Annotated in this window: 11 protein-coding genes and 2 pseudogenes; 7 read left to right on the top strand and 6 right to left on the bottom strand. The window is 66.1% G+C overall.

The features are described from left to right. Positions 1 to 1,035 (top strand): FAD-dependent monooxygenase (locus AB0J64_RS55580; RefSeq protein WP_364046406.1); only part of this gene is annotated, 1,035 nt, incomplete at its 5' end. Between the two features lie 581 nt (positions 1,036 to 1,616). Continuing rightward, positions 1,617 to 2,830, top strand: a protein-coding gene (locus AB0J64_RS55575; protein ID WP_364046408.1) for an IS3 family transposase whose coding sequence is annotated in 2 segments (ribosomal slippage) — positions 1,617 to 1,932 and positions 1,932 to 2,830 — 1,215 coding nt in all. Because the reading frame shifts where the segments join, the coding sequence is not laid out codon by codon here. A gap of 223 nt (positions 2,831 to 3,053) precedes the next feature. On the opposite strand, the gene AB0J64_RS55570 is transcribed toward AB0J64_RS55575, so the two are convergent. The 3 genes from AB0J64_RS55570 to AB0J64_RS55560 form a co-directional block, all read right to left on the bottom strand. Then, positions 3,054 to 3,359 carry a GNAT family N-acetyltransferase gene (locus tag AB0J64_RS55570; RefSeq protein WP_364046404.1) on the bottom strand — a complete coding sequence of 102 codons (306 nt, stop codon included), beginning with the start codon at positions 3,357 to 3,359 and terminating at the stop codon, positions 3,054 to 3,056. 395 nt (positions 3,360 to 3,754) lie between these two features. Continuing rightward, on the bottom strand, positions 3,755 to 4,312 hold the full coding sequence (locus AB0J64_RS55565; RefSeq protein WP_364046402.1) for an NUDIX domain-containing protein: 558 nt from the start codon (positions 4,310 to 4,312) through the stop codon (positions 3,755 to 3,757). A gap of 238 nt (positions 4,313 to 4,550) precedes the next feature. After that, positions 4,551 to 5,342, bottom strand: a complete 792-nt coding sequence (locus tag AB0J64_RS55560) for a recombinase family protein (RefSeq protein ID WP_364046400.1) — start codon at positions 5,340 to 5,342, stop codon at positions 4,551 to 4,553. A gap of 13 nt (positions 5,343 to 5,355) precedes the next feature. On the opposite strand from AB0J64_RS55560, the pseudogene AB0J64_RS55555 reads away from it, so the two are divergent. Continuing rightward, positions 5,356 to 5,518: pseudogene (locus AB0J64_RS55555) on the top strand (IS5/IS1182 family transposase); the annotation flags it as partial. A gap of 414 nt (positions 5,519 to 5,932) precedes the next feature. On the opposite strand, the gene AB0J64_RS55550 reads toward AB0J64_RS55555, so the two are convergent. Further along, on the bottom strand, positions 5,933 to 6,202 hold the full coding sequence (locus AB0J64_RS55550) for an IS3 family transposase (protein ID WP_364046398.1): 270 nt from the start codon (positions 6,200 to 6,202) through the stop codon (positions 5,933 to 5,935). Positions 6,203 to 6,659: 457 nt separating this feature from the next. Here AB0J64_RS55550 and AB0J64_RS55545 point away from each other — a divergent pair, with 457 nt between their 5' ends. Both AB0J64_RS55545 and AB0J64_RS55540 read left to right on the top strand, forming a co-directional pair. Next, positions 6,660 to 6,965 carry a hypothetical protein gene (locus AB0J64_RS55545; RefSeq protein ID WP_364046396.1) on the top strand — a complete coding sequence of 102 codons (306 nt, stop codon included), beginning with the start codon at positions 6,660 to 6,662 and terminating at the stop codon, positions 6,963 to 6,965. Continuing rightward, positions 6,962 to 8,086 (top strand): NlpC/P60 family protein, encoded by a 1,125-nt coding sequence (locus AB0J64_RS55540; protein WP_364046394.1) that lies wholly within the window; start codon positions 6,962 to 6,964, stop codon positions 8,084 to 8,086. The genes AB0J64_RS55545 and AB0J64_RS55540 overlap by 4 nt, the downstream gene beginning before the upstream one ends. A 323-nt stretch (positions 8,087 to 8,409) precedes the next feature. On the opposite strand, the gene AB0J64_RS55535 is transcribed toward AB0J64_RS55540, so the two are convergent. Then, positions 8,410 to 9,525 carry an FAD-dependent oxidoreductase gene (locus AB0J64_RS55535; protein WP_364046392.1) on the bottom strand — a complete coding sequence of 372 codons (1,116 nt, stop codon included), beginning with the start codon at positions 9,523 to 9,525 and terminating at the stop codon, positions 8,410 to 8,412. Positions 9,526 to 10,378: 853 nt separating this feature from the next. On the opposite strand from AB0J64_RS55535, the pseudogene AB0J64_RS55530 reads away from it, so the two are divergent. Then, positions 10,379 to 10,561, top strand: a pseudogene (locus tag AB0J64_RS55530) (ISAzo13 family transposase); the annotation flags it as partial. Between the two features lie 25 nt (positions 10,562 to 10,586). After that, positions 10,587 to 10,871, top strand: coding sequence for a hypothetical protein (locus AB0J64_RS55525; RefSeq protein WP_364046410.1), 285 nt, complete (start codon positions 10,587 to 10,589; stop codon positions 10,869 to 10,871). Here AB0J64_RS55525 and AB0J64_RS55520 read toward each other — a convergent pair. Next, positions 10,861 to 11,522, bottom strand: a 662-nt coding sequence (locus AB0J64_RS55520; RefSeq protein WP_364046390.1) for a M50 family metallopeptidase, incomplete at its 5' end; no start/stop codon positions are given. The two genes, AB0J64_RS55525 and AB0J64_RS55520, sit on opposite strands and share 11 nt — an antisense overlap.

The raw sequence follows: 11,522 nt of genomic DNA, 5'->3' as shown, positions 1-11,522 counted from the left end.
GGCCGGCTACGTGGTGGGCTGCGACGGGGCGCACAGCGCGGTGCGCCGCCTGCTGTCGGTGGGTTCAGCGGACACGCTTACGACACCCCGATCCTGCTCGCCGACGCACGGTTGGATGCCGGCCTGCCGATGGCGATCGATCCGTTCATGGGCGACGACGGCGTTGTGGTCTTGCTCCCCTTCGGCGACGGGTGGTACCGCGCGACGATCTGGGACCGTACCCGCCAGGGCGTGCCCATCGAGGAACCGGTAGGCGTCGAGGAGGTGCGCGACGCGCTGCTGCGCATCACGGGCGACGACCTGGGCCTCGCGGAGATGCGGTGGTCCATCCGGTTCCTGAGCGAGCGCCGTCAGGCGCGCGAGTACCGCGTCGGCAGGGTCTTCCTGGCCGGGGACGCGGCACACGTGCACTCGCCGCTCGGCGCCATGGGCATGAGCACCGGCATCCAGGACGCCGCCAACCTGTCCTGGAAACTGATCGCCGCCGACGGGAGATGGGCGCCGTCGTGGCTGCTCGACACCTACCACTCCGAACGCCACCCGATCGGGAAGACAGTCCTGCGCCTGACCGACACGTTACGGCGCGTCGCCGAGGCGCCCGCGGCCGTCCGGGCGGTCCGCCCTTACCTCTTCCCGAAGATCGTCAACCACCCATGGGTCTCGGAAGAGCTGCGGCTGATGTTCGCCGGCATGAGCATCACCTACCCCGTACCGGATCAGGTCGCCGAATCGCCGCTCGCCGGCACCCGCGTCCCCGACCTGGCGCTCCTGCTCGGCGAGCAGGCGAGCCGGCTGTACGAGCACCTCGGCGACAGCCGCTTCGTCCTCGTCGACACCACGCAGAGCCTGCCGGCGGACGATGACCCCTGGCCTGACCGGCTGCGCGTACTGCGCTCCTCCCGTCCGCTGCCGCTGGGCAAGGCCACGACCATTCTTGTGCGGCCCGACGGGTACACCGCGTGGACGGCGACCTTCCCGTCTGCGGGCCAGGTCAGGAAGGCGCTGGTCCAATGGCTGCAGCGATCGGGCACATGAAGCCCGCCGCGCCGGCAGAGTGTTCCATCCTCCACGTGGCCCCGACACGATGCCGTCAAGGGCCGGCGACGGATTTGGAGGAGGGAAGAGCGCCTTCCACACTACCGGTCACGCCAGTTCGACCATGTCGATGCGCTACATCGCCCCCTGGACAAGCACGCCGAACAAGCCTTCGTGGCCACCCACAAGTTCAAGGCCGACGGCACGCTGATCGCGTGCACTCGCGAAGACCACGACGGGAGCTGTGTCCTACCGTGGCTGGAGCGGGACTGTCCTGTCTCATCCAATCTGGTCCAAGGGCAACCGTCCCGCCTGCAGCGGACCAGGTTCAGTGAGACAGCACGCAGCACCGCCGTCTCACTGAACCTGGTCCGCTTGGCATGTTGTCTCATCGAATATGGTCCATTGGAGGTGTTTTCGCCGCTGCCTCACGCAGGCCTCGCGATGCCGGCTGAGCTTGCCGCGCCCTTCGAGGTGTCTCATTGAGGATCACCCGCCAGCAACTCGTTGGAGGGGCTTCCCCCCTGAAGCAGGACACTCTGGAGACTGGATCTTGTGGTCCAGGGGAAGAGATGTCACTGATGGCCATGAAGAACTACCCGGCCGAGTTCAAGGCCGACGCGGTCGCGTTCGTGCTGGCCCACCCCGAGAAGACGATCTCGTCGATCGCCGACGATCTGGGGGTGGCCCGCGAGACGCTGCGTATCTGGGTGCGCGCGGCCGGGCATGGCACGCGCCCGGCCGAACGGTCGGCCGCCTCTGATCAGGCCGGCTCGCCGGGGACCGTAGGCTCCGATGACATGCTGGAAGCCGAGAACAAGCAGCTCAAAGCCAAGATCCGTGAACTTGAGGCGGAGCGGGACATCCTGCGGAAGGCGGCCAAGCTTTTTGCCGGCGAGACGAACTGGTGAGTCGCTTCCAATTCGTTGAGGACCACGCGCAGGCCTTCGGGGTCAAGCGGCTGTGCCGGGTGCTGGAACTGACCCGCTCGGCGTACTACCGGTGGAAGAACACCAAAGCGGAGCGGGAAGAACTCCGCCGGGAGGAAGACGCACTCGCCGAGAAGATGAGGAAGATCAACCGCGAGCATGACGGCACCTACGGGTCGCCTCGGGTGACGACGGAGCTGAACAAGGCCGGCATCACGATCAATCACAAGAGGGTTGAGCGGATCATGCGCGAACGGAGGATCGTCGGGTTCCACCTGCGCAAGCGGGTCAAGACCACGATCCCCGCGCGGGATGCCACACCGGTGCCGGACCTGATCGGCCGGGACTTCACCGCGCCTGCGGCGAACCAGCGGTATGTGGGCGACATCACCTATCTCCCGATCGCTGACGGCACGCACCTGTATCTGGCCACCGTGATCGACTTGTTCTCGCGTAAGGCCCCGGGCTGGTCGATCGCCGATCACATGCGCACGGAGTTGGTCACCGACGCGCTGGAGGCTGCGGCCCGCGACCGCGGTGGTCTCGACGGGGCCGTCTTCCACAGCGACAACGGCGCTCAGTACACCTCCCAGGACTTCGAGACGGCCTGCCGTCGACTGGGGGTGACCCGCTCGCGCGGAGCGGTGGGCACGAGCGCGGACAACGCGCTCGCCGAATCGTTCAACGCCTCGCTGAAGAGGGAGGTCCTCCAGGGCGCGAGGGCGTTCCCGGACATCCGTACGGCCCGCCTGGCCGTCTTTCGATGGATGAACCGCTACAACACCGTGAGGAGGCATTCCGCCCTCGGCCACGTCAGCCCGGCCGAGTACGAACGAGCTGCGGATAGTCTGGCCGCAGCAGCCTGAACCGTGTCCTCTTCACGGGGGGAAGCTCCGGAGTTGGCGCTCGATGTCGTCGGCGTCGCTCGCTGGCGGATCGGCCGGAGGCTGGGTGAGAGCTGTCATGCCGGACGCCGGCTGACGGCGGCGCAACTTCAAGCTCCCGGCCGCGCGTACTCATATGTTTCTTGATCCGGCCACTATGGTGTCGGCGGTCGTCGCGGCCTTCGACCGGCTCCGGACCTCGGGTTCACCGTTCCTTCCGCATGACCGTGCAGGGCCGCCCGTGCTGCCGGTCCTCGCGGTGACCGAGGACCTCGTACCCGAGCGTGGCCCAGCAGGCCAGGCCCTTCGGATTGTTGTCAAGTTCGGCAAGACGGACCGCCGTCCTACCAACCGCTCGAAACCGTTCCTCGACAGCCCTTACCAGCGTCCGCCCGTACCCGGAGCGGTGCACCCGTGCATCGATCAGCAACAGCCCGATCCATGGGTCCGGGTCGGCCGGATCAGGATGGTGCGCCAGCGTGATCGCCATGCCCACGAGCCGCCCATCCACCTCCGACCGGCCAAGCAGCGCCTCAGCGTAAGCGCAGTCAGTTCGGCGAGCAGCGGCTCCGATAGCGCGCCATCGGCGGGCGCAACCAGCGGTTCGACGATCATGTGGAGCGCCTTACCCCCTGTAGGGCGCACTTGCGTTAAGTCGCATCGGCCATGTCCGAAGGCACCGCCGCACTGAGAGCAGGTCACGTGGCAACTACATGACCCGCTCACCACACTCATGGCGAAGCTGGTGACACCGGCGGAGTTGATCGACACGGCCGCCCCCAGCCAGGACGTGGCATGCGCGCTGGAACAGCTACAACACCTCATCACAGTCGAAGACCTGACACCGGCCTGACGCGAGCTGCTCTCCGCCATCTTCGAAGGCGCCGAGGATCCTGGTGCGTTTGTTCAGGGCCACAGTTCGAACGGCTCGGTGATGCTTTCCTGCGCGAGGAACGCCGGCAGGAGCGCTGGTAGCCTGTGGGGATAGAACTGATCTGTGCTGGATTTCACCTCGGCGATCGGCCACCATCGAAACCCGAAGTAGTCTTCTTTCTCGAACTCCAACCGTTCCGATCCGTCTATATCCGGGCCGAGGATATCGAGGTGCACGCTGACGACGATCTCGTGTTGCAGGTAGCGTGTGCCTCGGTAGCGAAATGAGCTGCTACGCCGCCAAGTGGAGATGCCGATCTGTGGCCGTTTGGCTTGTATTCCAGTCTCTTCCCTCAGTTCTCGGATTGCCGTGTCGGCATAGTCTTCGTTGTCATCGATCCCGCCACCGGGGAGTTCCCACCAGATTCCCTTTTCTGGCATCGTCGGATCGCGAGTGTGGAACAACAGCAACCGATCAGATATATCGAGAACGACGAGCCGGACCACGTCTCTCTCGAGGACCGGCAGATCTTGAGGAAGATCAGATCGCCCGATGCTCCCGGCCGGGTGTGTAGAGGGGGCCCACCACATCTCTCACTCCTCCCCCTCGGGGGTCTCCTGAGGAATCTCCAGGCCAGTCCTGCCGTGTGGCAAGGTTAGTCGCCGCTCGCACCACGGCGGTAACACATGAATGTGGAAGGGACCAAAGGGCATGTCCGCGCACGTCGAGAGTTCGTTACAGTACATGTGTTCCGTTCGCGTTACCACAGTGCGTAGAAATGGTGGACCGGGCCATGTCCGCTCCCAACCTGCAGCGTAGCAGCGGCCTTTAGCTAGCGCGCCTGTCAGATACCGGATCGTAGATGCCGGCCAGTGCGGGGTCTGGTGCTCGGCCAGCGCAGTGAGCTCGACGGGCGTCACGGCCCAGCCGCTTCATCTCGTACACCGTCAGGATGACCCGGCAGTGCGGGGCATGCGCCTTGATCTGCCGCGCCAGGGCGAGCGCGTCCTCGAACTGCGGGCGCACCTTCATCCGGGTTGAGATCTTCTCGGCGAAGATTTTCTCGCGGCCGATCCCGTGCGCGGCAAGCGCGTCGAGCTGGGACTGCAGTTCCTGGATGAGCGGACCAGCGGGCGTAGCCGATCCTAATGTCAGCCGACGGCCTGTCGGCGTCGATCGACGCGGGTGGCGGCGTGTCCGGCCGCCACGGCTGGCCCGGATTGCGGTCGGCCGGGGTTGGTACCCGCAGCAATTTGGCCAGCTGAGGCACCTTGGTGAACCTCCTCGACGACGGACAGATCCACCAGGGCCAATCCCGGCCTCCCGACGCAGGCCACCCGCAAACGGCGCACGAAAGATCGGCCAACAACAGCACCTGTCAATGGAAGGGGGACACCGCCGGTACAAACCGGGGCGATCCGGTGCTGGCCGTGCTGGCCGCTTGCCTGGCGAAGGGGGCCAGATCGTGGAATGCCCAGGCCGCCCCGTGGCGGCCTCACCACCAAAATCCACAGGTCGACGGACGGCCGCCGCCAAGCGCTGTCGGTGTGTTGACCCCGGGGCCAGCACCGCAACCGCCCCCGGTTCCGGCGGGTGCTCGGCAGCATCCGCATCCACCATTCATTGAGGGCCGGGGCAACCACGCACCCGCCCCGACAGCCTGGCCACGGATAAGGCCTACTTCTCTCGCGCCAATCGCGTCTACATACGCCGCCGCAAAATCTGCCACATCATCCCCGAACCACGCGACCAACGCCCCCCGCCGACGCGGCTCGGCCGGCGGACGGCCCATCGGCGTCACCGCCATGTGCTGGCCGCTGGACAGACGCACGATCCAGACACACCAACTAGTCATCCGACTGATTCGGCAAGAAGATCTGGATGTATAGCGCGCTCTACTATGAAGATCACAGGACTTGCGGCTCTTCTCGGGGCCGCGGCGGTTATCACCTGCACTCCAGGCGTAGCCCCCGCCGAGCGACTGCGTTGCCGTCTCTACCCACGGAATACCCCAGGGAGCCGAGGCCTACTGCAATAAGGGAACGAGTCGCGTCCAAGCGATCGCTTACTGCGGCCCCGTCGGAAAGCTGAAGCAGTTTCTCGGTGGCTGGGCGCCGGTGGGCCACTCGTCTTATGCCTATTGTGCCAAAGGTCTCAAGATCTCCGCCGTAGACTATAACATAAAGACGCCTTGATTATCGCACTCCGCATCAAATACTGACACTGACAATCCCCTGGGAGCGTGGAGACGTTTCTATGCGGCGATGGTCTCCTGAGCCCTCGTCTTGCCGGCCGCTCGGGGCGGCTGTGATGCATTGCTCGTAGTCGATCGGCGGCAGCCAGTCGTCGGCGCTGGGCCTGCGGCGGGTGTTGTAGAAATCGGCTATCCAGGTAGCGATCGCCAGGCGGGCTTTGTCGCGGGTGGCGAAACAGTGGCGGTGGACGAACTCAATCTTGAGGGTGGAGTCGATCCCGGCCATCCGACAACCGCTTCCAGAGGCACGATCATCGCCTACGCCCTACACCAGCGCAACGAATCGCTAGCGGCCAGCCGCTCGCCACCACATCGAGGGTAGAACAGTTCGCTACGAGGCTTTCTCCACCTGATCGGAGGGATCGACTGCCACAGCAGAGCCGTCGTCGGCTGGGTGATGGCGACCATTACTGGACCGAGCTGGTCGCCCATGCCATCCGCAGCGCCATGCCCGCCCGGCATGGCTGGAACCTGCACCCTTGCCCCGCTGCCGCCGCGACCTTACCGTTGGCCCGCACCTTGTTGCCGTGGTTCGCCACACATGGGCCCTTGGAATCGTGGCGGGCCGGCAGCGCGTTCAGCCAGGCCGTCAAGGCCTTCTTGGGGCTGCTCGTTGAGCGCCCGAACGCCCTGTTACATTGTCGGGTGATTGACGTTGATCTAACAGTAGAGGCGTGACTCACGTGGCAGGGTTCGAGATCTACTTTGACACGCTCGAGGAATGCGCGACCAAGGCCAAAGGAGTCGCGAACCAGTTCAAGAGTGCGGCCGACGAGGCTCCCGCGAGCGTCGGCAGCACCTGTTTCGGTGACCTCGAGGGCTCTTCTGACAAGCTCGTCAAGGCCGTCAACGACCTCGAGGCGAAGATCGACGCCGAGATGCGCCATGTCCAACAGAACTTGACCAAGGTCGAGGCGGCGATCCATCAAGTCATCGACAACGTCCGCCGGGTCGACCTCCCCACCGTTTCCCGAACGGAGCAGGCGTGACGGATATCTGGGACCAATATCTCATCCCCATCCAGCGCGTCATCGACAAGCTGAGCGGCGACCAGTCCGAGATCTCCACGATCTCGAGTCGATGGCGAACGCTAGCCACCGACATCACCACGGAGACTGGCGTCATCAGACGCGCAGTCAGCACGGTGGACAACGCGTGGAACGGCGCCGCCGCCGAAAACTTCGCCACCTACATGGCTAGGTATCCCAAGTCCGGTACGGCACTGAGTGATGCCCTGACCAACTGCGCCGGCAAGCTGGATGCTGCGGGGGCCGCCCTCGAGACGGCCAAGAGCGAGGTCCGAGCCATCTATGGGGAGAAGCGCGCCTGGCTGGACGAGCAGCGCAGAGACCCCGGCAGCACCACGATCTCAATGACGAGCATCAGGTCCCAGGTGTCCGATGCCCTCGAGCGGGCCAAGGTGCACACGGACAAGGCGACCGAGGCCCTCGATCAGGCCACCGATGAGATCGACAAGTACCTCGGCGAGGTTCAGTTCTTCACCGGTATCCCCGCTCCTGGTGATCAGGACTTCATCCCAGGCAACAACTCCGCTATGCGCTGGGTGCCCGACCCCGACTTCCAGCCCCGCGCCACGACCACCCAGCTGGCGTCCTACAACGGAAACGGCGCGCCGACCGGAGGCCACGGGTATGGCCTGAACGGAGTGGGCGGTGGGGGTGGCGACGCGGGCGCGCCTTCGCTGGCTGTCCCGCCGAACGCCCACAACCTGGCGCCTAACCCCCGCGCTCAGGCCGTCATCGACTACGCCCTCAAGCAGATCGGCGACCCATACGTGTGGGGAGCGACAGGACCCACCTCCTTCGACTGCTCCGGGCTGACACTGCGCGCGTACGAGTCCGCAGGGACCGCCATCCCCCGGGTCGCCCACGGCCAGTGGATGCGCGGGCCCCGCATCCCTGACGGCAACGCGCAGCCCGGGGACCTCGTCTTCTTCGACAACAACGGTGATGGCATCGCTGACCATGTGGGCATCGTGCTCGACCCCGAAAAGGGCACGATGATCCACGCGCCCAGAACGGGCTCCGACGTCAAGATCGCTCCCTACAGCCGCACTCCCATGGGCTTCACCCGGCCGGGAACGAACTGACCTGGCACGCGCCTGGAGTCGCGCAAGCCCCGGGGCGACCGTGATCGTGTGCAACCCCGCGCGGTACAGACCGCTGACCCCATGGTTCAGAGCGGACCCAGTCTTGGGGAACCAGGCGCGGAATGGCCCACCGGCGAAAGTTTCGCCGCTGGAGACAGCCATCACGTCGCCCACCATCTCGTTCGAGTCAGGCTCGTCGGTCGTGCCGCCAGACCACCTTGCCAGAGACGTCGTGGGCCACGGGGCTGCTCTATCTCCCCGCAGATCGTTGTCCGACAGCTGCGCAGCTTCCGTCAGGCAGCGCAGCGCTTCGAGACGGAAAGCTAGCCGGAGACCTCATTGCTCTGCCGGCCGGCCTGTCTGAGGATCTCCTCGGCGTCGTCGAGCGGCGGGTGGATCACATCCAGGATCGTGCCTTTGAGCTCCTTGCCCTGCCGGCCTGTCAACTGAACCTCGCGGTCCCAGCCGGTCGTGAAGACCGCTCCCGCGACTCCCAGATCCAGGCACGTGACGTACGGGTCGGGTGCGAAATCCACGAGGGGAAGACCCAGCAGGTCGGCGGCGGCGTTGTGCCCGGCCGCCTTCCCCATGGGCGTGGCGAACTGGCAGCTCTGCAGGACCTGGTGGTCGGGGTCGGCGAGCGCGGCGGCCACGTCGCCGGCGGCGAACACGTCATCGAGGACGCGTAGGTGGCGGTCGACCTTCAGGCGGCCCAGGCGGTCGCGTTCCGCGTGGATCTGCGCGGTGAGGGGGCTGGCCTGCATGCCCGCTGTCCAGATGACGACGTCGGCCCGGATCTGCCGGCCGTCCGCCAGGACGACGCCGTCCGCGTCGGCCGATCTGACGGTCGTGCCGAGGTGTACGTCGATGGCCAAGTCGGCCAGGGCCGCCTGGATCACGGGCCGGGGGCCTGGGCCGAGGTCGGGGGCTACGACCTGGGCACGCTCGATCAACGTCACCTTGCCGCGATCGGCCAGCTCCGTGGCGATCTCCAGGCCGGCGAAGCCGGAGCCGACGACTATGGCGCTGAAGTTCTCGGCGTCCCGTAGGCGGCTGGCAAGCCGGGAGACTCCCTCGGCGGTGTCGATGTCGTACAGGAACTCCTCCCCCGGGATGGCCGCCCGTACGAGACGACTGCCCGCTGCCAGCACAAGCCTGTCGTACGTGATGGAACGGTGCCCGAGATCCACCAGTCGCCCATCCGTGTCGATGCCGGTCACCTCCGCACGCAGGTGAGTGACACCGATGGGATCCAGGAACCGCTTCAACGGCACGCGGGACCAGTCGGCGTCCAGCCTGTGCAGGCGTGGCCGCAGCACCAGGTCGTCACCGGGCGCGACCAGAGTGATCCGCAGATCGCTTCCGGCTCGCAGTCTGGCGGCCGCGGCGGCGCTCCACACTCCCGCGAAACCGCCACCGACAATCAAGATCTCTGACATCACATTCCTTTCCCGGTGCCGGACCGGGTCCCGGCGGCAAGTGCCGCCATTCCGCTCCTCAGACGAGAGAGCGCTCCACCTTCGAACGACAGGTGGGATGCTGAGCGAACACGCCGAAATGATGAGAGGCCGAGCAGCCCTGCCCCTTTCCACCAGTCGGCGAGCCCCCGAGACAGCGAGGACTCGCCGACGGTGTCTCCCCGGGTCAACGAGACGTTATCGCGTTGAGGCGATGTCCGAATCCGTCAAGCGACCGGGCCACGGTGTATAGCGTTCATCAGGCGATTCGGACGTGTCTTCTCGCGTACCGCAACGATGGCTGTCCGTCCCATGGCTTCCCAGCAGTTCTCCTCCTCGAACACGATGTACATCGCCTCGTTCGCGCCCAGGACCACGAGCCTGCGCGCATCGCCGTACTGCCGAACACCTCCCGTCAGAAGCGCCCTCCTGGAGATGCATCGGCCCACACGTGCCGGCGGCGTTCAGGTCCGCCTGCGCGGCGGATGAGTTCGTCGAGGAGCTCATCCAACAGACGAGGACGAGCGCACATGACTCATGGCCGGCGGCTTCTCCAGGCAGGCAGTGGAACGCCTCGACTTCCGTGAGCAACCCAGCCGTGTCCAATGACTGGAGCCCCTCCCCCACTTCCCATCCCGATCACGCGCGGCCGTTCACGGGATCGCCAGTTCATGGAGTGCCGCTCCACCTATGCCGGACGGTGCCCAGAGGAAGTCCATACTCGACCCACCCGGCCTTGAGCGAGCGTTACCGCCGGGACCAGCGGGGCACGGAGGGCGGCGCCGGCGCAGATGGCGCGCAGCCTCGCCCGGCGAGTGCGCGGCAGGCTGCAGGGCACCGCCAAATCCTGGAAGGTGCGCAGCACTCAGACCGGGACGCCCAGTTCCGCTACATCAACGAGCAGATCATGCGGCATCAAGATGCCGCGGAACCGGTCATCAGCGTGGACGCCAGGAAGCGTGAACAGCCGGGGCGGTTAGCGATCGCAGGGCGTGAGTGGCGGCCCCACGGCGAGCCGGCTGAGGTGGAAGACGATATGGGACGTGGCCACGGGCAACGTGCCTGACGACCTTCCTACCAGAGTCACCGAAGCGGTCGCCGCCACCGTGGACGGTCGACCCATCGCTGTGACCATCGGCTATCAGACGGTCCGCATGCGGAAGCTTGTCACCCGCGAGCAAATTGGTCCCGACTTGCACGTCCCCAAACCCGTAACAGCGGTGGCAATCAGCGAAGACGGACACATCATCGTCGGTTCGACCGCGACATGCGGGATACAGAGCCGGCGCAGCCGCTCCAGCACTGGCACGGCAGGCCTCAGCGGGTGAGCGTGAGCGGGTTGACCAGGTCGGCGTAGACGAGCAGGCCCGCCGTGATCATCATAACCAACGCCGCCGCGTACGTCAGCGGCAGCACCTTGGCGATGACGTGCTTGTCGATCTTCTTCGGGTCCTGGAGATTGGGCTGGTCCTGGGCGATGAGCGTGACGTCGAACGTCGTCGGCTTGCCGTCGCGCACGATGCCGAGCTTGACCGGGCCTGGGCCGTGGGAGCGGACCAGGCCGACGGCGTCGTCCCAGGAGCCGATCTTCTGGCCGTTGAAGGAGACCATGTGGTCGCCCGGCTTGAGGCCCGCCTGCGCGGCCGGGGTGAGCTGGTCGCCGGGCTCGCAGGCAGCGCGCTGCTCGGAGACGGGGATCACGCACGTCCTGGTGGCGGGCGACACGATCGGGGCATCGACGGGCAGGCCGATGCCGACCAGCAGGATGGTGGAGAAGACGAACGCGAGCACGAAGTTCATCAGCGGCCCGCCGGACATGATGATGACCTTCTGCAACCACTTCTTGCGGCAGGAGACGCGGTCGTCGCCGGGCAGCACCTCTTTCTGCGCGGCGTCGCGGGCCGACTCGATCAGGCCCTGGAACGGGCCGGTGGCGTTGCTCCTGAGCTTGGTGGGGTCGTCACCCGGCCGGGGCGGCA

The organism is Nonomuraea sp. NPDC049695 (assembly GCF_040674955.1).
Classification (GTDB): Bacteria; Actinomycetota; Actinomycetes; order Streptosporangiales; family Streptosporangiaceae; genus Nonomuraea; species Nonomuraea helvata.
This window is presented reverse-complemented; position numbering and strand designations above follow the sequence as displayed.

Coding starts and splice junctions, on each gene's coding strand:
- AB0J64_RS55560 (WP_364046400.1), bottom strand. CDS start 5,342: ATGGTGGATGCGGATGCTGCCGAGCACCCGCCGGAACCGGGGGCGGTT.
- AB0J64_RS55565 (WP_364046402.1), bottom strand. CDS start 4,312: ATGTGGTGGGCCCCCTCTACACACCCGGCCGGGAGCATCGGGCGATCT.
- AB0J64_RS55550 (WP_364046398.1), bottom strand. CDS start 6,202: ATGGCCGGGATCGACTCCACCCTCAAGATTGAGTTCGTCCACCGCCAC.
- AB0J64_RS55535 (WP_364046392.1), bottom strand. CDS start 9,525: ATGTCAGAGATCTTGATTGTCGGTGGCGGTTTCGCGGGAGTGTGGAGC.